Below are 20,733 nucleotides of genomic sequence, written 5' to 3'. Positions count from 1 at the left end.
GTTCCTCCAGCTGAGCTTCCGGCGGATAACTGACCGGCGGACGGAGTTCCGGCGTTTGGGTCATTTTCTGTCCGGCGTTTTAGATTTTTTTCCGTCCGGCGTTGACACATAAGACAAAAAGAAGTCCCCGGCAGATACTGCCGTAGCAATATCTGCCGGGGATTCGGACACCTGCAAAGTTACCCCTGTCAGGGGGAACGCACGGCGCGCCTTTTTCTGTGGAATAATCAGCCCTCCAGCTTGTCCACACGGCGCTGGTGGCGGCCGCCCTCAAATTCAGTGTTGAGGAAGACGTCCAGGATCTTGTCGGCCATGTTGTTGGCGATGAGGCCGCCGCCCATGGCCAGCATATTGGCGTTGTTGTGCCGGCGGGTCATTTCGGCGGACAAAGGCTCGCTGCACAGGGCGCAGCGGATGCCCTTCACCTTGTTGGCGGCAATGGAGATACCGATGCCGGTGGTGCAGATGACGATGCCCCGGTCGCATTCCCCGGAGGCCACCGCCTCCGCCGCCGCCCGGCCGAAATCGGGGTAGTCGCAGCTGTCGGACGTGTAGCAGCCATAGTCCTTATAGGCCAGCTGGTGCTGGTCCAGGTAGTCCATGACATGGCGCTTGAGGGCCAGTCCTCCGTGGTCAGAACCCAGTGCGATCATAATATATCCTCCTCTTACAGTGTATGAAATACAGGTTTACGCTTTTCATAGGTGGCCAGGTAGCGGAAGCCCGCTTCCGCCAGCAGCTGACAGGCCTCCGCAGCCCCCTTGCCTACCCCGTCGGGGGTGTGGGCGTCGGAGCCGATGGTGACGATCTCGCCGCCACAGGCCTTGAAGTGACGGAGCACCGGCAGCCACTCCTTCAGCGTGCGGCCCCGCCAGGTGTTGATCTCAATGCCCCGGCCCCGCTCCGCCGCCGAGCGGAAAATGCCATCCAGGGCATCATGGTAGCGGTCCAGGGAGATGGGGTGGTCCATATAGCGCAGGGGATAGATGATGTGACTCAGTACGTCATAGAAGTCGGTGACCGCCAACTGGGCCATGGACTGAAAATAGTCGTCCAGGGCGGCATAGCAGGCCGCCGGATCGGGGTAATCCACATAGTAGAAATCAGTGCCGCCCTTTTCCGGACACAGGTTGTGGACGGACCCCAGCACAAAATCCAGCTCCGGCCGGTCCAGAATGGCGGAGCTCAGTTCCGGGTTTAAATGGGCCATGCCGAACTCCAGTCCCAGGCGGATGGTCAGCTTCCCGGCATAGCAGGGAGTAGTACGGGCGTACTGCTCCAGGGCGGGGGGCCAGTCATAGTGGTCCACCGGCTGGCCGTAGAGCTCCAGCAGGTCGCAGTGGTCGGTGACGCACAGCTCGTTGAGCCCCGCTGCCACAGCGGCATCCGCCATGGCGGGCAGGGGAGTCTCACTGTCAGGAGACATCTGCGTGTGGGTGTGGTAGTCGGTAAGATACATAGCAACCTCCTTTAGAAGGGCCAGGCGGGGAACCACTTCAGGATGCAGGTCCCGTACCAGGTGGGGTAAGTGATACCCACCAGCACCGGATAGAACAGGGCGTACAGCGCCGCCGCGCCGCCGGTGACGGCGTACATGGCGGGCTTCCACCGGATCATACCCTCCTTTTGGGACAGGGTGTAAAACACATAGCACAGGGCCAGGATCAGGAAAAGCACCGAGGGGAAGTAGTGATAGGCGAAAGTGATGCGCCCGATGAAGAACCAGGGCGCCAGCTGGGCCAGATAGCCGATGAGAATGAACAGGGCGATGGGGGAGGACTGCTGGAAGGCCCGGCTGGCAAACCAGCCCAGCACCAGGTAGAGGATCAGGCAGGCCGCGATGAGCAGCAGGCTGAGCAGCCGGGTCTGGGGATCAGTCTCCCCGTCAAAGACGCCGGTGACCCAGGCGGCGGAGGCAGCGGCTCCCAGCCCGGACACCAGGAAGAAGGTCAGCTTGGCCCACAGAGCGCGGAAGGCCTGAGCGGCACACATGAGCATGGCGGCCAGACCGCCCCAGCACACCACCGGGTTGAGGAAGGCGGCAAAGCGGGTGGTGACGCCGGTCACCGAGTTGTCCATATAGTACAGGATGGGCCGGGCGTTGACCAGCCACTGGTACCAGCGGGAGGAGTAGGGGTGGGAGGCGGTGACCCCCTGGTGGTAAGTGAGCATATATTTCTGGTTTTCCCACATCTCCTTCAGCAGGTTCCCCAGGGACAGGTCCCCGGAGGCCGATGCGTAGGGCAGGTAGGACAGCACGTAGATGATGGCGGGGATGACGGCAAAGACCAGCACGGAGAAGGCCAGGATCTTTACCGTCCAGCCCAGACGCTCCTGGCGGCGCTCCTCCGGCCAGCGGCGCAGCTTGACGGCCAGACCGATGAAGTAGAGGACCACCAGACCGGTACAGCCATAGATCACTGTCCACTTGGAGGCGGCGCCGATGCCCCAGAACAGCCCCGACAGGAAGAGGGGCAGGGCGCACTGCTGGAAGGAGGCGCCATCGGGCAGGGTGAGGTACCGGTACATAAAGTAGTACATCAGCAGGATGAAAAAGAACGCGTAGGTGTCGATGGTGGCCAGCCGGGTCTGGGTCAGGTGCATGAAGTCCACCGCCAGCAGGATGGTGCCGCAGGTGGCGATGGAGGTGCGGCCGAAGACATTCTTCAAAAACAGGTAGAACAGGGAGATCATAGCCATCCCGAAGAGGGTACCCATAAACCGCCAGCCGAAGGGCACCATGCCGAAGAGCGCGATACCCACGCTCATGATGAGCTTGCCCAGGGGTGGATGGGAGATCTCATAGGGCTCGATGTTGCGCAGGTGCTCATAAGCGGTGCGGGGATGGTAGATCTCGTCAAAGTAGGCGGAGTTTTCAAAGGAAATGGTCTCGGGCACCGTATCCGCCTCGTCAAAGAGGGGATTGGTGCTGTCGCTGATCCAGATACGATCGCCGTTTTCGTCAAAGAAGGCCAGCTCGTTGAGCTCCAGCAGGCCCTTGTTGGCCTGCCCTGTAATCCGCAGGTATCGAATATACTGGGGGTTATCGAAGGTGATCTCATTCCACTTAAAGAGCTGGTTGTAGTTCTGGGTCACGGCATAGCTGGCGCCGTAGCCGGTGCCGTCGGCCCAGTAGTAGCCGGTGACCTCATCCGGGTCGTCGGCATTGTCCTTCCGCTGCCACAGGGACAGCCAGTTCACCCCGTCGGAGGAGATCTCCACCTGGTACTTGCCGGTGCCCAGACCGCAGAAATACCACAGCTTGGAGACCAGGTATTCCTCCGAAAACGCGAAGGTAGCCGTCTCCTCGTCGCCAAAATCCCAGGGATTCTGGGGGGCGGTGGTGGAGCCCAGGTTGAAAAAGGCGGTAAATGCGTAGGCAACGGTGATGAGCACCATGGGAATGGCGTCCTTTTTCACCAGGGGGTGACGGCGTCCGGCGAAGGTGAAGGGCTTTTTCTCCGGCATAGGGGCGATCTGCTGGGCCAGAGGAGCCCGCATAGTCTGCCAGTACCACAGGAAAAAGCCCAGCAGGGCCGCAATGGTCAGAATGGGGAAGAGGTATACGATGTATTGCATGGGTCCCATAGGAGCACCTCACTGAGCAGGACAAAAATAAGAGGACGAGTATAGCATACTCGTCCTCTTATTTTATTTCTTCTTCTTGCGTTTGTCAAAGAAAGATTTCACGCTGTCCGCCGGACCGGGTTGAATCTCGCCCATGGCTTCGCCATAGGCACGCAGCGCCTCCTTCTGTTCGTGGGTCAGGCTGGTAGGAACCTGGACCTTCACGGTGACATACTGGTCGCCCCGGCCCCGTCCGTTGACGGAGGGGATGCCCTTGCCCCGCAGGCGGAAGGTGGTGCCCGGCTGGGTACCGGCGGGCAGACTCCACTTCACCTTGCCGTCGATGGTGGGGATCTCCAGCTCGGCGCCCAGGGTGGCCTGGAGGAAGGTGACCGGGTGCTCCAGAAAGACCGATGTACCGTCCCGCTTGAAGAACTCGTGGGGGCGGACGGTGACGCTGATGAGCAGGTCGCCGGCGGGACCGCCGTTGCGGCCCGCGCCGCCCTGGCCCCGGAGGGAGACGGCCTGGCCGTTGTCAATGCCCGCGGGGATGCTGACGGTGATCTTGCGCTGCTTGCGTACGCTGCCGGTGCCGCCGCAATCCTTACAGGGCTGATGGATGATCTTGCCCTTGCCGCCGCACTTGGGGCAGGTGGTGGTGGTGGCGAAGGTAAAGGCCCCGCCGCCCCGCTGGATGCGGATAGTGCCGCTGCCGTGGCAGTCAGGACAGACCTCCGCCGTGGTGCCGGGGGCACAGCCGGTACCCTTGCAGGAATCGCAGTTCTCAGTGCGGTTGAGGGTGATCTCCTTCTCGCAGCCGAAGGCGGCCTCCTCAAAGCTGATGGAGACCGATGCCCGCAGGGTTTCGCCCTTCATGGGGCCGTTGTTCCGGCGGCTGGAACCGCCGCCGAAGCCGCCGCCGAAGAAGGAACCGAAAATATCGCCCAGGTCGATATCGCCCATGTCGAAGCCGCCGAAGCCGCCGCCGCCAAAACCGCCGGCCCCGAAGTTGGGATCCACGCCGGCGTGGCCGAACTGGTCGTACTTGGCCCGCTTGTCCTTGTCAGAGAGGACCTCGTAGGCCTCGTTGACCTCTTTAAACTTGGCCTCGGCCTCCTTATCGCCGGGGTTCAGGTCGGGGTGATATTTCTTGGCCAGCTTGCGGTAGGCCTTTTTCAGCTCGTCCTCGCTGGCGGTCTTGGCCACCCCCAGGACTTCGTAATAATCTCGTTTCTGTTCAGGCATTGGTGTTCACCTCTGTTCAAAGTGGAGGGTGGAGAGTGAAGCGTGAAGTTACGGGAGATAAGCGCCCTCCACGATCCACCATTTAGGGAAAACGGAACGCCACACAGGCGGGGGACAAGCCCCCGCCCGCGGCATTTCACTGTTGAATTACTTCTGATCGTCGTCCACGACCTGATAGTCGGCGTCCACCACGTTGGGGTCGGTGTTGGCGCCGCCAGTCTGGCCGCCGAAGCCCGCGCCGCCCATGTCGGGGCCGGCCTGGCCGCCCTGGGGGTTGGCCTGCTGATACATCTTCTCAGCAATGGGGTAGAAGGCCTTGGAGGCCTCCTCGGTGGCGGCCTTGATGGCCTCAACGTCGGTGCCCTTCATGGCGTCCTTCAGCTTGTTGAGGGCGGCCTCCACGTTGGCCTTGTCGCTGGCGTCGATCTTGTCCTTGGCGTCCTCCAGAGCCTTCTCGGTCTGGTAGATCACCTGGTCGGCCTGGTTGCGGACGTCAACCTCTTCCTTGCGCTTGGCGTCCTCAGCGGCAAACTGCTCGGCCTCCTTGACGGCCTTGTCGATATCCTCCTTGGACATGTTGGTGGAGGAGGTAATGGTGATGTGCTGCTCCTTGCCGGTGCCCAGATCCTTGGCGGACACGTTGACGATGCCGTTAGCGTCGATGTCGAAGGTGACCTCGATCTGAGGCACGCCGCGGCGGGCGGGAGCAATGCCGTCCAGGTTGAAGCGGCCCAGGGTCTTGTTGTACTGAGCCATCTCACGCTCGCCCTGCAGCACGTGGACCTCAACGGAGGTCTGGTTGTCGGCGGCGGTGGTGAACACCTGGCTCTTCTTGGCGGGGATGGTGGTGTTGCGCTCGATGAGCTTGGTCATGACGCCGCCCATGGTCTCGATGCCCAGGGACAGGGGAGTCACGTCCAGCAGCAGCAGGCCCTTCACGTCGCCCACCAGAACGCCGCCCTGGAGGGCCGCGCCGATGGCCACGCACTCATCGGGGTTGATGCCCTTGAAGCCTTCCTTGCCGGTCAGCTTCTTCACCATGTCCTGCACGGCGGGGATACGGCTGGAGCCGCCCACCAGCAGCACCTTGGACAGCTCGCCGGAGCTGAGGCCGGCGTCGCTCATGGCCTGACGGACGGGGCCGGCAGTGGCCTCCACCAGGTGAGCGGTCAGCTGGTCGAACTTGGCGCGGGTCAGAGTCAGATCCAGATGCTTGGGGCCGGTGGCGTCGGCGGTGATATAGGGCAGGTTGATGTTGGTGGAGGTAACGCCGGACAGCTCGATCTTGGCCTTCTCAGCGGCCTCCTTCAGGCGCTGCATGGCAACCTTGTCGCCGGTCAGGTCGATGCCGGAGTCCTTCTTGAACTCAGCAGCCATCCAGTCCATGACGGCCTTGTCGAAGTCGTCGCCGCCCAGACGGTTGTTACCGGCGGTGGCCAGCACCTCGATGACGCCGTCGCCGACCTCCAGCACGGACACGTCGAAGGTGCCGCCGCCCAGGTCGTACACCATGATCTTCTGGTCGGTCTCCTTATCCACACCGTAAGCCAGCGCGGCGGCGGTGGGCTCGTTGATGATACGCTTCACGTCCAGACCGGCGATGCGGCCGGCGTCCTTGGTGGCCTGACGCTGGGCGTCGGTGAAGTAAGCGGGAACAGTGATGACCGCCTCGGTGACGGGCTGGCCCAGATAGGCCTCGGCGTCCGCCTTCAGCTTCTGCAGGATCATGGCGGAGATCTCCTGGGGGGTGTAGGCCTTGCCGTCCACATTCACCTTGTAGTTGGAGCCCATCTCACGCTTGATGGAAGCAATGGTGCGGTCGGGGTTGGTGATAGCCTGGCGCTTGGCCACCTGGCCCACCATGCGCTCGCCGTCCTTGGAGAAAGCCACGACGGAGGGAGTGGTGCGGTTGCCTTCCGCGTTGGCAATAACGACGGCCTCGCCGCCTTCCATAACGGCGACGCAGGAGTTAGTCGTACCAAGGTCGATACCAATAATCTTAGACATAATCAATTCCTCCAATATATCGTAAATTGTTTTTTCACATTAGGATGTGGGGCGCTGTATGCACCCTGTTGTCACGCTTCCCACGCCTCGCGGTGTGTCGCCTTCCCTGCGTCTCGGGCTGGTCTGCGGGCCGCTTTGCGGCCCTGCGCTCGCCCTCGCTCCGGTCCGGGCTCCCCTGCTCGGCGGCTCAGCGCTTCTTAGTTGGCCACCTTGACCATGGAGAAGCGGATCACCTTTTCTCCGGTGCGGAAGCCGGCCTGGAAGACCTCAACAATGGTATTCTCTCCGGCGTTCTCGTCCTCCACGTGCATCACTGCATTGTGGAGGTTGGGGTCGAAGGGTTCGCCCAGGGCGGGGATCTCTTCGATGCCCAGCTTGGAAAGGACCTCCTTCAGCTGGGTCATGGTCATCTCCACGCCCTTCTTGTAGGCCTCATCGGCGGTGTCCTGCTTGAGGGCCCGCTCCAGGTTATCGTACACCGGCAGGAAGGCGGCGGCGGTCTCCGCCTTGGAATCAGCCCAGGCCGACTCCTTTTCCTTCTGACTGCGGCGGCGGTAGTTGTCATACTCGGCGGCCAGGCGGAGGAATTTATCCTCCTGGTCGGTGAGGTTCTGCTTCAGGGCCTCCAGCTCCTCCAGCAGGGGATTGGGGGCGTCCTCCGCGGCCTCAGGGGCGGCGGTCTGCGCGGTCTGCTCCTCGGGGATGACCTCTTCGGGCTGTTTCTCTTTCTTACTCATGGGATGCACTCATCTCCTATTTATGATCGTCGCTGCCGCCCGGCAGCTCGCCCTGCCCGAACAGCCGGGTCAGTCCCTCGGCCAGATAGGAAAGGCGGGCGGTGATTTTTGCGTAATCCATACGGGTGGGTCCCACGACCCCGATGACGCCCCGCATGCCGTCGCCGATGTCATAGCTGGCTACCACCACGCTGGTATCCTTCAGTGCGTCGGCCACGTTTTCCGGGCCGATGAGGATCTTCATGGCGGCGTCCTTGGGGACGGGGAAGCGGGCGGGGTCGGCGTCCTCGGAGAGGTAGCTCAGCAGGGGCTGGGCCCGCTCCAGGGAACGGTACTCGGGCAGCTCCAGCAGGTGGGCGATACCCGAGGTGTGGACGGTGCGCTGCTCCAGACTCTCCAGCACCTCCATGGCGAAGGAGACCACCAGGCTGATCAGCCCGTAGGCCTCGCCGGCGGCGTGCTGGGCCACCCGCATGAGTTCCGGGGTGATCTCGTCCAGGGGCAGGCCGGTGAAGGTGGCGTTGAGCAGGGTGTTGAGCATCTGCAGCTGGGCCTCCGTCAGATCGGAGGGCAGCCGGATCAGCCGGTTGCGCACCACATTGGTGTCGGTCATGACCACGATGATGAAGGCGTTGTGCTCCACCATCAGAAGATCGAACCGGCGGATGGTCACCCGGCTCATGCCGGAGGACAGGGCAAAGGCGGGATAGTTGGTCAGCTGGGATACTACCCGGCCGGCCTGATCCAGCACCCGGTCCAGCTCCTGCATCTTCATCCGCAGGGCCTCATTGATGCGCTGGGTCTCCTGAAGGGAGAGCTTGTGCTCCTCCATCAGCTCGTTGACGTAGAACCGGTATCCCTTGGGGGAGGGAATGCGTCCGGCGGAGGTGTGGGGCTTTTCCAGCAGCCCCAGGGATTCCAGATCCGCCATCTCGTTGCGGATGGTGGCGGAGGAGATCTCCATACCGATGGAGGAGGCGATGGCCTTGGACCCCACCGGCTCCGCCGACTGGATGTAGCTTTCAATGATGGCGCGCAGGATCCGCTTTTTTCGCTCTGTTAAATCCATGGCAGCCACCTCGCTTTCGATTTAGCACTCATACTCTCTGAGTGCTAAAGATAATGTAGCACCGTCGGCTGAAAATGTCAATAGGCAGGGTTGTAAATTAAATGTGAACGGGAAAAAGATAGCAGAGAAGGGGGCAGAATGCAAATCGGAGCGGTTGACGCGGGGGCCGTTCAATGGTATTCTATCCAATAAGGAGAAAGACTTGCAAACAGGAGGGATGACTCTGTGGACAGCACGGTGCCCGTGGAGATCATAGATTACGAGGAGCGCTACAAGCAGGACCTGGAGGACATCTCCCTGCCCTGGCTGCTGGAGTATGATCTGCTGGAGCCGGTGGATCTGGAGATGCTGGCTGACCCCCACCGCTTTGTGGCCGACGGCGGTCGGGTGCTGCTGGCCCGGCAGGGTCAGGAGATCGTGGGCATGGTGATGCTGGAGCTCCAGGGGGACGGGATCTGTGAGGCCCTGAAGTTTGGCGTCAAGGAGGAGTACCGGGAGCAGGGGATCGGCACCGCCCTCATGGAGGCAGTGATCCAGGCCGCCCGGGATGCGGGGCAGAAGACCATGGTGGTCACCTCCCATCATAAGCTGAAGGATGCGCTCCGGGTCTATGAAAAGCTGGGGTTTGAATACGTCACGTATTCTGACAAATGGTTTCAACTTTCCGATATCAGAATGGAACTGGAATTATAAGAAAAAGGACGCGCTTTGCAGCGCGTCCTTTTTTAATCGGCAAATTCATAGACCGCTCCGGCGGTGAGATGGTGGAGCCTGTCCCCCAGCTCTTCGGCCAGCAGAGCGTAGCCAGGGCCGCCGGTGCAGTGGCCGGTGTAGATATCCTGAACCTTTAAATCATCCCGCAGGGCGGCGGCCATGGCCCGCACCTGCTCCGGGGCGGGGCCCAGGGTGGTCACGCCCTCCTTGCCCATCAGGTGGAAGCCTCCCAGCACCGCCCGGATGGGGGTGTTGGGGAAGTGTTCCTTCAGCTGGGTGAGGATGTTCACCACCCCGGCATGGCAGCAGGAGTTGAGGACGACGAGACCCTCCGCTGTCTCGGCCACCAGGGACTGCTCGTGGGGTATCTGATCGGGGATCAGGTGGAGTCCCTGGGCCAGATCCCGGGGACCGTCGGCCAGGTCGAAGCGCTTCTCGTGGCGGCAGAACATGCCCATATTGACGCCGATGTACTCCTTTTCCTCCCAGATCTCCGGGTCGGTGATGTGGGGCCGGGCGTATACAGACGCGGAGGGATTGACCGCGAAGAAGGCGTTGAAGCCGTCGGCGTGGTCGTAGTGGCCGTGGGACAGGGCGGCCTTGTCCACCTGGGACAGGTCCACCCCCAGCCGGGCAGCGTTGTATACCACCGCGCCGCACTCTCCGGCATCCAGCAGATAGCGGCCGCCCCGATATTCCATATAAAAGGAGAGACCGTGCTCAGGGACCAGACCGGCCTGGGCGGAGTTTTCCATCAGAACGGTGATTTTCATAGGGAGACCTCCTCTTTTTGGTATTGGGTCACGTCATTGATCCAGACCTTGGAGCGGAACCGGGGCACGCCCACCAGGAACTTGGTGATCTGCTCCATAATGACGCCCACATACACCCAGAAGATGCCCCACTTCAGCACCAGGCCGAAGAAAGCGGACAGGGGAACGGCCACCAGCCACAGGGGGCATACGTCGATGAGGGAGGCCGCCCGTACGTCGCCGCCGCCCCGAAGCACGCCCACGGTATTCACCGAGTTGAAGGCCCGCAGGGGCAGACAGACACCGATCATGGTGAGCATCATGGTGGTGATGGAGCTGGCGGTGGGGGACAGATCGAAGATGGGGTAGACCAGGGTGGGGAAGAAGGTGTGGGCCCCAGCCACCAGAACCCCGCCGATGACCACACCGCACAGCATGGCCAGGGTGTCCAGGGTGGCGCCGATCTCATAGATGTGCTCCCGGCGGCCCGCGCCGATCTCCCGGCCCACAATGATGGCGGTGGTGCCGCCCACGGCAAAGATGGCCACGGTGCACAGATCCTCCAGGTTGCCCGCCAGAGCCCGGGCGGCCAGGATCTCGGTGGAGCCCTCCATGTGGCCCATGACCACCTTGTGCATGGAGGTACCCAGGCCCCACAGGGTCTCATTCAGGACCACCGGGCCGGAGTAGTGGATGAACTTCTGGAGCAGGGGCCTGCCCGGCCGTACCAGGACGGTGGGACGCAGGCGGAAGCGGCGGTTGGTGAGGGCGTAGGTCATGGTGATGACAAACTCCAGGATACGGGAGAGCAGGGTGGCCACGGCGGCGCCCTCTACCCCCATGGCGGGGGCCCCCAGGTTGCCGAAGATAAAGATCCAGTTGAGGAAGGTGTTGGTGCTCATGGAGATGGCAAAGACCACCATGCCCAGCTTGGGGTTCTCCATGGAGCGGTGAGCTCCCACATAGACGCCGGTGATGCTGTTGAACAGATAGGAGGGGCCTACGATGCGGGCATAGCTGGCTGCCAGGGGAATGAGCTCGGGATTGTCGGTGAGCATACCCATGAGCTGGGTGGGGGCAAAGCACATGGCGGCGGCAAAGAGAGCGGCGATGGCTCCTGCCACATAGCAGCCGATGCCGATGACCCGGTTGATGGCGTCGGTGTCCCCCTTGCCCCAGAACTGGCTGATAAGCACCGACGAGCCGCTTTGCAGTCCGAAGATCACCAGCTGAATGACGAATACCGGCGTGTTGGCCACCTGTACCGCTGCCAGGGGGGCCTCCCCCAGGGCGCCTACCATAAAGGTATCCACCAGGCCCAGCAGGGTGGTACACAGGTTTTGCAGCAGGATGGGCAGGGCCAGCAGTACTACGTCCTTGTAGAAGGCCCGGCCCCGGTTCATGTAGGCAAACAAATCCTCACCTCATTACCTCATTGCAATTCGGTTTTTTGTAATCTCTGTCAGAGCGTCAGCCAGGGCGTCGGCCTCCTCCTTGACGCTGTCGGGGGAGAAGGAGATGCGCAGTACCCCCATCAGGGTGCGCTTGGGCAGCCCCAGGGCGGCAAAGACGTGGCTGGGCTTGCCCTTGTGGCAGGCCGAGCCAGAGGAGACATAGATGCCCCGGTCGGACAGATCCCGCACCAGCATCTCACTGGGATAGCCGGGGAGGGCCACGGCGCAGATATGGGGGGCGTCGCCGGCGCTGATGATCTCCAGGCCGGGGACGGCGGAGAGTACCTCCAGGGCATGGGCCTTTACCTCAGACATGCGAGCGGGGGCGTCAGGGTCCCAGGCGGTGCAGGCGGCGGCCAGGGCGGCCAGCTGGGCGGTGGGCTCAGTGCCCGAGCGCAGGCCGTTCTCCTGTCCGCCCCCCAGCAGCAGGGGTTTCACGTCCAGGCCTTTGCGGATGTACTGGGCGCCGATGCCCTTGGGGGCCCGGATCTTGTGGCCGCTGATGGTGAGCAGGTCCACTCCCAGCGCCTTGGGGGTGAAGGGGACCTTCAGAAAGGCCTGCACCGCGTCGCAGTGGAGCAGGGCGGGGCAGTGGGCGTCTTTGATGGCCTGGGCGGCCTCCTTCACCGGCTGGAGGGTGCCCAGCTCGTTGTTCACCAGCATCATGGACACCAGCACCGTGTCGGGCCGCAGGGCGGCCTTCAGGTCGTCCACGGAGACGTGGCCCGACTTGTCCGGCTTGAGATAGGTGACCTCGTAGCCCTGAGCGGCCAGAGCGCGGATGGGCTCCAGCACGGCGGAGTGCTCGATAGCGGTGGTGATGATGTGCTTTCCTGTCCGCTTGCCGTGCTCCACTGCGGCCCGGATGGACCAGTTGTCACCCTCAGTGCCGCAGGAGGTGAAGGTAAGCTCCTCCGGCAGACAGCCCAGCTTGTCCGCCACGGCCGCCCGGTATTCCTTCACCTTGGCGGCGGCAGCCTGACCGATGGCGTAGCCGGAGGAGGGATTGCCGTAGCCCTCCGTCATGGCCTCATAGGCGGCACGGGCCGCTTCGGGACAGACCGGCGTGGTTGCTGCGTTATCCAGATAGATGGGCATGGACAGTCACCTCAGACAAAAAAAGTTCGATTTCGCAATTCTTCATTGTAGCCTTGTACAGGAGGAAAGTCAAGGCGGCAGAATGGCGGAAAACAGACGTTACAGTTTATCCCATAGCGCTTGACAAGTGAGGAAGAGGATAATATACTGTGACCTGCTAGGAAATATTTTTGAAGAAATAGAAAGGGAGAAAGCCATATGAGCGCGATCAAGCTCCGTGAAAACCTGTGGTCCGTGGGTGTCCTCAATCCGTCCCTGCGGGTCTTCGACATCGTGATGGAGTCCAAGTACGGCACCTCCTACAACGCCTATCTGCTGACGGGCGAGAAGAACGTCCTCATTGAGACCGTCCATACCGATTATTTTGACGAGTATCTGGATAACATCCGCCAGGTCATCCCTGTGGAGGATGTGGATTACCTCATTATGAACCACAACGAGCCCGACCACTCGGGCAGCGTGGCCAAGCTGCTGGCCGTCTGCCCCAAGCTGGAGGTCATTGCCACCAAGGCGGGCAAGAAGCACCTGCAGGACATCACCAACCTGGACCTGCCCTGCCGCACCGTGGCTGCCGGAGACACTCTGGACCTGGGCGGCCGGGTGCTGGAGTTCATCCCTGCCCCCATGCTTCACTGGGCCGACTCCATGTTTACCTGGGACAAGGAGGGCAAGACCCTCTTCACCTGCGACTTCCTGGGCGCCCACTTCTGTGAGCCCACCATGCTGGATAAGAACATCCACGCCAAGGAGGCCTATGAGGGTGAGTTTGCCTACTACTACGCCGGCATCTTCGGGCCCTTCAAGCCCAGCGTGCTCTCCGGCCTGGACAAGATGCCTGCCGACGTGGAGCTGGTGTGCCCCAGCCACGGCCCCTGCCTGACTGAGACCATCGGCCGCGCCAAGGAGCTCTACCGCACCTGGAGCACCCCCGCCCCCAAGACCCAGCGCACCGCCTTTGTGGTGTACGCCTCCGCCTACGGCTGCACCCGCACCCTGGCGGAGACCGCCGCCAAGGCTCTGGAGGATGAGGGCTATTCCGTTACCACCGCCGACGTCACCGTGGTGCCCTATGCCGAGTGCGTGAAGCTGGCCCACGAGGCTGACGTGCTGCTGGTGGGCTCCCCCACCATCAACCGTGCCGCTCCCAAGGCGGTGTGGGATGTGCTCACCTCCATTGATCCCATCAACCTGAAGGGCAAGGCCGCCGGCGCCTTCGGCGCCTACGGCTGGAGCGGCGAGGCCGCCCCCATGCTCCATACCTTCCTGAAGGGCTTGCGCTACGCCGCCCCCGAGGCCCCCTTCCGGGTGCTCTTCACCCCCACCCAGGCCGATCTGGATGCCATGGCCGACTACGCCCGCAGCGTGGCCGCCCTGTGCACCGTGCCGGTGGACGCCCCCAAGACCGAGGGCGGCAAGTGGGTGTGTGCCCTGTGCGGTTACATCTATGATCCTGCCGAGGGCGATCCTGCCCACGGCGTGGCGCCCGGTACCCCCTGGGAGCAGGTGCCCTCCACCTGGTCCTGCCCCCTGTGCGGCGTGGACAAGGATATGTTCAAGAAGGCCGACTAACGTATCTACAGAAAAACGCAGGCTGCGCGTGATGCGCAGCCTGCGTTTTTCTTTGGGGGGAAAACCGACTCAGGCGGGCAGTGCCGTCAGAGCGGCGGTCAGTTCCTTTACCACGCCCATGGGGATGGTGTAGTAGGCGCGGGTTTTGGTGCTGCGGCCGGAGTAGCCGTCGTAGAAGGAGGCCTTGCCGTCCGACCACAGAGACAGCTCATAGAGCTCTCCGAAGTGCACCACCAGATCGGCAGCCTCCGTCTGAAACGCGGAGGTAGAGCTCCACTGATCGGCGTGGAGCAGCTGGCCCAGATCGGCCTCGTCCGGTACTACATAGCTGGTCTCCCGCCAATAGACGGTGGCTCCAGCGTCCAGCTGAAGCTCGGCACTCTGGGGGGCCAGGGAAGGATTGTCCTTGCGCATGAACTCCGGGGGACCAAACAGGCTGCACCACATCCAGAACATGGCACATCCCAGCAGGACCAAAGAAATCAAAGTTGCGATCAGGGCGATGAGCGTCCTGCGCTTCAGGGTGCGGGCGTAATCTTCCGTCATGATGCATCCCTCCTTTGACTCCAGTATAGCAGGGAATGGGACGGGATGGGTAACAGGGGGGTTACATCTTTCTGACGATTTCCTTTCAAAAGGGGGAAGAAGCTCTTTAGGTCAGCTCCTCCGGGGTGTGGTGGGCCAGACCGTCGTTGAAATACCGCCGGTAGGGCACCTCGTCCTGGTATTCCGGGTCAATGGCGGGGACGTAGGCGATTCCCACGCCCATGAAGGGGGAGGGGTCCACCCCCGGCTCCAGCCAGTCGGCCATATCCCAGTAGGACTGGACGAACAGGATGCGGTACACCGGCTGGAAGTAGGGCTGGTCCGGGCTGGTGTCGTACTCCAGGGAGACGAAGATGATCTGGGCCTCATCGGGGCGGGTGGTACAGCAGCTGCCCCAGTAATCTCCGGCCCGGAAGGCGGCCTGGGCGTCGTCGGGGGAGCGGAGAGGAAGGGAAACGCCGGTGGATTCGGGAAAAAGATGGAGGGTAAGGGTGCTGCCGTCGGTTTCCATACGCAGGAAGCTGTAGCAATAGATTCGCTCCTCCAGAGAGGTGTCAGATACATTTGGGAACATGGTCCAGGTGGTGCGGGGGGTGACATTGCTGCTGCCGGATGTGCTGCGGTAGGATTCAAAGGTTTCATATGCAAGTTGGGGGGGTGTATGCGAGGAGGAAAGCATTTCTTCCGGCGTCATAGCATGATAGAGGAGATGGGCCTGGACGGTTTCCGTCACGGCGGCCAGGTCGGGGGCGTCGTAGAGCTCCAGCGTATACAGCCCCTGCAGCCGCAGCTTGGTGCCGTCGGTGCATTCCGCCTCCAGGATGGGGTCCCGGCCCACGGTGTCCTCCCCGGAGCTGGGGGTCCACTGGGTTTGGGCAACGGTATAGCCGAGCTCCTCTGCCAGCTGGTTCAAAAGCGTCCGCTGCTGCTGTTCCGTTGGAATGGGATTTTCATACACCGGCAGTTCAGTTAGCTCATATAAGTGCCCAGCGGTGGGGTTGCTGCCGATGAGCTGGCTGGGGTCTGTGACGATGAAAAAGCGTTCGGAATCGGTCCCTATGGGGGCGGCAGAAGGCGTGGGCGTCACCACCGGCTCCGGGGTGCGGGCGGTGCCGGGGCCGTTGGGGTCCACTTCCGTCCGATTGGACAGCCACACGCCGCCGGTGACCGCCAGAGCCAGCACCGCCGCCGTGGCGGCGATGGCAAGAGGCTTGCGGCGGGGCTCCTTCTGCCCCTGGGCCGCTTTCATGGCGGCCAGGGTGCGCTGCCGCCAGGCGGGGGAGGGGGTCACGCCGCCCAGGGTGCTGCGGTAATCCTTGCTGTTCATGCCCATTCCTCCTTCAGCGCGTCTTTCAGCTTGGCTCTGGCCCGGCTGAGCCGGGAGAGCACCGTGTTCCGGGAGCAGCCCAGCAGCTGCCCGATCTCGGCGGCGGTATATCCCTCCATGTAGTGGAGGTACACCGGCCAGCGGTATTTGGGGGGCAGGGCGGCCACCGCCTCCAGCACGCCGCCGCCCTCCGGCGGGGGAGCGATGCCGTCCCTGTTGTCCTCCAGGGGGACCACCCGCCTGCGCCAGGGGGAGCGCCCCCAGCTTTTGCAGCGGTTGGCGGTGGCCCGGATGAGCCAGGCTCGCAGGTGGGTGTCGTCGGCAAAGGCGGGATCACACCGGATGAGGCTCACAAAGACCTCCTGGGCCACATCCTCCCCGTCGGCCACGCTGCCGGTGCCCTGGATGGCCAGACGGTAGACCAGGGGACCGTACCGGTCCAGGATCTCCTCGCAGGAGAGGGGAACTCCGTTGAGACTGGGCATACCATTCACTCCCTTCTGTCAAGTAAGCGCCGGAGGAGGACGGATGATTGCAGGGAATGTAAAAAAAGCGGGCGGCCGTTTGGCCGCCCGCAGAATTTGGGCTGTTTTACTTGATCTCCCGGACGGGCACGTTCCAGATATCCTTGGCGTAGTCCCGGATGGAGCGGTCGGCGGCAAAGATGCCGGACCGGGCAATGTTCATCAGGGACATCTGGTTCCAGCGCTTGGAGTCCAGGTAGGCCTGGCCGGCCCGGGCCTGAGCGTCCCGGTAGCTCTCGAAGTCGGCCAGCAGCAGGTACTCGTCGGCGGGGCCGCCGTCGCCGAACAGGAGCCGGCGGGCGATGTCGTCGTAGCTGATGCCGTCGCCGAAGCCCAGGTTAAGCTGCTCCACCACAGCCCGCAGGTCGGGGTTGTGGATATAGTACTCATAGGACTTGTAGCCGTTGTGCTTGAGCTGGGCCACCTCGTTGGCCTTCAGGCCGAAGAGGAAGATGTTCTCGTCGCCCAGCACCTGGTGCATCTCCACGTTGGCACCGTCCAGGGTACCGATGGTGACGGCGCCGTTGATCATAAACTTCATGTTGCCGGTGCCGCTGGCCTCCTTACCGGCGGTGGAGATCTGCTCGGAGAGCTCGGAGGCGGGCATCAGCTTCTCTGCCAGGCTCACCCGGTAGTTCTCCAGGAAGACCACCTGGAGCCGGTCCTTGCAGATGGGGTCCTTTTCGATCATCTGAGCCACGGAGTTGATGAGGCGGATGATACGCTTGGCCACGGCATAGCCGGGGGCTGCCTTGGCGCCGAACAGGTAGGTGCGGGGGGTGAAGTCGAAGTGGGAATCGTTCTTCATCCGCTGGTACAGGTAGATGATGTGCAGCACGTTGAGCAGCTGACGCTTGTACTCGTGGAGACGCTTCACCTGTACGTCAAACATGGCGTCGGTGTTGAGGAAGATGCCGTGCTCCCGGGCCACCCAGGTGGCAAAGGCCTTCTTGTTGGCGGTCTTGATCTCGCCCAGGCGGGAGAGCACGCCGGCGTCGTCCTTGAACTTCTCCAGCTCCTTCAGGGCGTCGGGCTGGAGCAGGTACTTGTCGCTCTTGCAGCAGTCCCGGATCAGGGCGTCCAGGCGGGGGTTGCACTCGCCCAGCCAGCGGCGGTGATCGATGCCGTTGGTCACGTTGGTGAACTTGTCAGGAGTGCGCTGATAGGCGTCGTGGAAGACGTCCTTCTTCAGAATGTCGGAGTGGAGGGCGGACACGCCGTTGATCTTGAAGCAGGCGCACACGCACAGGTTGGCCATGCGCACCTCGCCGCCCCAGATGATGGCCATGGGAGCCACCTTGGACAGGTCGCCGTGGAAGTAGTCGGTGAGCACCTTCTGGTACCGGTTGGAGATCTCGATGAGGATCTGCCAGATCCGGGGCAGCAGGGACTCGATGAGCTGCTGGGGCCAGCGCTCCAGGGCCTCAGCCAGCACGGTGTGGTTGGTGTAGGCGATGGTGTGGGTGACGATATACCAGGCCTCATCCCAGCCGTAGCCCTCCTCGTCCAGCAGGATGCGCATCAGCTCGGGGATGGCCAGGGTGGGGTGGGTGTCGTTGATCTGGATGACGTGCTTGAGGTGGAAGTTGCGCAGGGTGCCGTACTCCGCCCGGTGCTTGCGCACGATGGACTGGATAGTGGCGGACACGAAGAAATACTGCTGCTTCAGACGCAGGGACTTGCCCTCGTAGTGGTTGTCCTCGGGGTAGAGCACCTTGGAGATGGACTCGGCCATGGCCCGCTGCTCCACAGCCTTCAGGTACTGGCCGGAGGAGAACAGGTGCATATCCACCGGCGTGGGGCTCTTGGCGTCCCACAGGCGGAGCAGGTTGGCGTGCTCGGTGTGGTAGCCGGAGATCTCCATATCCTTGGGCACGGCCAGAACCACGTCGTAGCCGGTGTGCTTGATCCGGTGGTGGCCCAGCTCATCCCACTCGTCCTCCACCTTGCCGCCGAAGCGGACCTCCTCGGTCTCATCCATCTTGGGGATGAGCCAGGCGTCGCCCAGCCCCAGCCAGTTGTCGGGCAGCTCCACCTGCTGACCGTCCACGATCTTCTGCTTGAAGATACCCAGCTCATAACAGATGGAATAGCCGGTGGCGGGAATGTCCAGGGTGGTCATGGAGTCCAGATAGCAGGCAGCCAGACGGCCCAGACCGCCGTTGCCCAGACCGGCGTCGGGCTCGGCCTCGAACAGGTCGGGGGCGGAGAAGCCCAGCCCCTCAATGGCCTCCTTCAGAGGCTCCACTACACCCAGATTGTAGGCGTTCTTCATCAGGGAACGGCCCATGAGGAATTCCAGGGACAGATAGTGGACCTGGCGCTGATGCTGCTCCATGGCCTTGTCCTCAGACTTCATCTGACGCTCAGAAATGATATCGCGCAGCACCATGGCGCAGGCCTTGAACATATGCAGACTGGTGGCTTCCTCCACATCGCGGCCAAAATTGCGGCGCAACTTGCCGGTAATGAGGGTCATCAGTTCTTTTTTGGTGTAATTATGCAATGCAGACATCTCCTATACAGTTAGGATGGCAACAAAATAAACACTCCGCAGGGAAATTCTCCCCTGCGGAGCGGCATTTTATCACAACAGCCTTCCATTTGTCAAGAGAAGGGAAACCTTCCCATTACTTTCCGGTGACCCAGCCGTAGATCTCCAGGTAGGCCGCCGCAGAGCGGGTCCAGGAGAAATCGGTGGACATGGCGTTATTCTGCAGGCCGTTCCAGGCCTTCTTATCGTTGTGATAGAGGTCCACCGCGTCGGCCAGCACGCCGGTCATCTCGTGGGCGTTGATATTGGCAAAGGAGAAGCCGGTGCCCTCGCCGGTGAACTTGTTGTAGGGGATCACGGAGTCCCGCAGGCCGCCGGTCTCGCGGACCACGGGGATGGTGCCGTAGCGCATGGCGATCATCTGGCTCAGGCCGCAGGGCTCGGCGATGGAGGGCATGAGGAAAATATCGGCGCCGCCGTAGATGGCGGTGGACAGGTTGGGGGAGTACATCATATGAGCGGCAAACCGGCCGGGATACTGGTTCTGAGCCTGGCGGAAGGCCTCCTCAAAGTTCCAGTCGCCGGTACCCAGTACGATCATCTGCACGTCCATACCCATGATGTCATGGATGGAGGCGGTGACCAGGTCAAAGCCCTTGTGCTTCACCAGCCGGGACACACAGGCGATGATGGGGGTGTCGGGGTTCTCCCGCAGGCCGGACATCTGCTGCAGGGCGGTCTTGCAGTTCTTCTTGCCCGCCATCTGTTTGACGGAGAAGCACTTGGTCAGGCCCTTGTCGTGCCAGGGGTCGTACACCTCGGTGTCGATGCCGTTGAGGATGCCCCGCAGCTTGTGGCGGTTGTCGGCGATGACCCCCTCCAGGCCGTGAGCGTAGAAGCTGTACTGCAGCTCGTCGGCGTAAGTAGGAGATACGGTGGTCACGTAGTCGGCGGCATAGATGGCGCCCTTCATCAGGTTCACATCCCCGTGATAGGCCAGCATATGCTCATTGAAGTAGCCGTCGTTCAGGCCGAACAGGTCCTTCAGGGTCTGGCTGCCGTAGCGGCCCTGATACTCGATGTTGTGGATGGTGAATACGCTCTTGGTGTCAGAGAGCTGGGGGATACGATGGCGCTCCTCCAGCAGATAGATGGGCACCAGAGCGGTCTGCCAGTCGTTGCAATGGAGCACGTCGGGGTGCCAGTTGAGCCAGCCCATCGACTCCACCACGGCCCGGGAGAAGTAGGCGAAGCGCTCGCCGTCATCATAGTGGCCGTAGATGGAGGCGCGCTTGAAGTAGTACTCGTTGTCCACGAACCAGTAGGTGACGCCGTCCCGCTTCAGCTCAAAGATACCGCAGTAGGGGGTGCGCCAGGCCACAGTCACGTGGAAGCACTGCAAAAAGGTCATCTGGCTGCGCCATTCCTCGCCGATCCCCTCATACAGGGGCAGGATGACACGGACGTCGTGGCCCTCCTTGGCCAGAGCCTTGGGCAGGGCGCCGGCCACGTCAGCCAGTCCGCCGGTTTTGATGAAGGGAGCGCATTCAGAGGTGGCAAACAGGATATTCATACATTACCTCCAACCATAAATTTACATTCCGATGGAGCGCCTCGCAGGAGCCGCTGT

General features: G+C 62.2%; 17 protein-coding genes. 2 read left to right on the top strand and 15 right to left on the bottom strand.

The window, feature by feature from the left end; translation table 11 throughout:
• Window positions 1–227: 227 nt before the first annotated feature.
• From rpiB to hrcA, 7 genes are all read right to left on the bottom strand, one after another.
• Complete coding sequence (rpiB, locus tag B5G34_RS10215) at window positions 228–653, bottom strand: ribose 5-phosphate isomerase B (protein ID WP_087336815.1); 426 nt, start codon at window positions 651–653, stop codon at window positions 228–230.
• Window positions 654–667: 14 nt separating this feature from the next.
• Entirely contained in the window at window positions 668–1,459 is a 792-nt protein-coding gene (locus B5G34_RS10210) for a histidinol-phosphatase HisJ family protein (RefSeq protein ID WP_087336813.1), read from the bottom strand.
• Between the two features lie 11 nt (window positions 1,460–1,470).
• Window positions 1,471–3,588 carry a glycosyltransferase family 39 protein gene (locus B5G34_RS10205; protein ID WP_087336810.1) on the bottom strand — a complete coding sequence of 706 codons (2,118 nt, stop codon included), beginning with the start codon at window positions 3,586–3,588 and terminating at the stop codon, window positions 1,471–1,473.
• Between the two features lie 63 nt (window positions 3,589–3,651).
• Window positions 3,652–4,812 (bottom strand): molecular chaperone DnaJ, encoded by a 1,161-nt coding sequence (dnaJ, locus tag B5G34_RS10200; RefSeq protein ID WP_087336806.1) that lies wholly within the window; start codon window positions 4,810–4,812, stop codon window positions 3,652–3,654.
• A 147-nt stretch (window positions 4,813–4,959) separates the two neighbouring features.
• A complete protein-coding gene (dnaK, locus tag B5G34_RS10195) occupies window positions 4,960–6,819 on the bottom strand; it encodes a molecular chaperone DnaK (RefSeq protein WP_087336803.1) in 1,860 nt (619 codons plus the stop codon).
• A gap of 197 nt (window positions 6,820–7,016) precedes the next feature.
• Complete coding sequence (gene grpE, locus B5G34_RS10190) at window positions 7,017–7,556, bottom strand: nucleotide exchange factor GrpE (protein ID WP_242956971.1); 540 nt, start codon at window positions 7,554–7,556, stop codon at window positions 7,017–7,019.
• 16 nt (window positions 7,557–7,572) lie between these two features.
• Window positions 7,573–8,625: a heat-inducible transcriptional repressor HrcA gene (hrcA, locus tag B5G34_RS10185; RefSeq protein ID WP_087336796.1), complete on the bottom strand. Its 1,053-nt coding sequence runs from the start codon at window positions 8,623–8,625 to the stop codon at window positions 7,573–7,575.
• A gap of 225 nt (window positions 8,626–8,850) precedes the next feature.
• Here hrcA and B5G34_RS10180 point away from each other — a divergent pair, with 225 nt between their 5' ends.
• Complete coding sequence (locus tag B5G34_RS10180) at window positions 8,851–9,318, top strand: GNAT family N-acetyltransferase (protein WP_087336794.1); 468 nt, start codon at window positions 8,851–8,853, stop codon at window positions 9,316–9,318.
• Window positions 9,319–9,350: 32 nt separating this feature from the next.
• Here the strand turns inward: B5G34_RS10180 and B5G34_RS10175 are convergent, their stop codons facing one another.
• Genes B5G34_RS10175 through B5G34_RS10165 form a run of 3 tightly spaced genes read right to left on the bottom strand, consistent with a single transcriptional unit; the run spans window position 9,351 to window position 12,643 of the window.
• Window positions 9,351–10,112 carry an MBL fold metallo-hydrolase gene (locus B5G34_RS10175; protein ID WP_087336791.1) on the bottom strand — a complete coding sequence of 254 codons (762 nt, stop codon included), beginning with the start codon at window positions 10,110–10,112 and terminating at the stop codon, window positions 9,351–9,353.
• Window positions 10,109–11,506 carry an MATE family efflux transporter gene (locus tag B5G34_RS10170; protein WP_242956970.1) on the bottom strand — a complete coding sequence of 466 codons (1,398 nt, stop codon included), beginning with the start codon at window positions 11,504–11,506 and terminating at the stop codon, window positions 10,109–10,111. Before B5G34_RS10170 ends, B5G34_RS10175 begins: the two co-directional genes overlap by 4 nt.
• Window positions 11,507–11,518: 12 nt before the next feature.
• A complete protein-coding gene (locus tag B5G34_RS10165; protein WP_087336788.1) occupies window positions 11,519–12,643 on the bottom strand; it encodes a cysteine desulfurase family protein in 1,125 nt (374 codons plus the stop codon).
• Window positions 12,644–12,841: 198 nt separating this feature from the next.
• Here B5G34_RS10165 and B5G34_RS10160 point away from each other — a divergent pair, with 198 nt between their 5' ends.
• Window positions 12,842–14,212 carry a rubredoxin gene (locus B5G34_RS10160; protein WP_087336785.1) on the top strand — a complete coding sequence of 457 codons (1,371 nt, stop codon included), beginning with the start codon at window positions 12,842–12,844 and terminating at the stop codon, window positions 14,210–14,212.
• A gap of 69 nt (window positions 14,213–14,281) precedes the next feature.
• On the opposite strand, the gene B5G34_RS10155 is transcribed toward B5G34_RS10160, so the two are convergent.
• The 5 genes from B5G34_RS10155 to glgA all read right to left on the bottom strand — a co-directional run bounded on the left by B5G34_RS10155 (window position 14,282) and on the right by glgA (window position 20,676).
• Window positions 14,282–14,758, bottom strand: coding sequence for a hypothetical protein (locus tag B5G34_RS10155; protein ID WP_087336782.1), 477 nt, complete (start codon window positions 14,756–14,758; stop codon window positions 14,282–14,284).
• Between the two features lie 106 nt (window positions 14,759–14,864).
• Window positions 14,865–16,085, bottom strand: coding sequence for a hypothetical protein (locus tag B5G34_RS10150; RefSeq protein ID WP_087336779.1), 1,221 nt, complete (start codon window positions 16,083–16,085; stop codon window positions 14,865–14,867).
• The gene (locus B5G34_RS10145; RefSeq protein WP_087336775.1) at window positions 16,082–16,570 is read right to left on the bottom strand and encodes an RNA polymerase sigma factor; all 489 of its coding nucleotides are present in this window, start codon (window positions 16,568–16,570) and stop codon (window positions 16,082–16,084) included. The genes B5G34_RS10150 and B5G34_RS10145 overlap by 4 nt, the downstream gene beginning before the upstream one ends.
• Before the next feature lie 106 nt (window positions 16,571–16,676).
• Window positions 16,677–19,124, bottom strand: coding sequence for a glycogen/starch/alpha-glucan phosphorylase (locus tag B5G34_RS10140; protein WP_087336772.1), 2,448 nt, complete (start codon window positions 19,122–19,124; stop codon window positions 16,677–16,679).
• Window positions 19,125–19,239: 115 nt separating this feature from the next.
• Window positions 19,240–20,676: a glycogen synthase GlgA gene (gene glgA, locus B5G34_RS10135; RefSeq protein WP_087336769.1), complete on the bottom strand. Its 1,437-nt coding sequence runs from the start codon at window positions 20,674–20,676 to the stop codon at window positions 19,240–19,242.
• Window positions 20,677–20,733 lie beyond the last annotated feature (57 nt).

The sequence above is a fragment of the Flavonifractor sp. An82 genome (assembly GCF_002159265.1).
Taxonomy (GTDB): domain Bacteria; phylum Bacillota; class Clostridia; order Oscillospirales; family Oscillospiraceae; genus Flavonifractor.
Note: the sequence above shows the minus strand (reverse complement) of the source record. Positions and strands in the feature narration are given on the sequence as shown.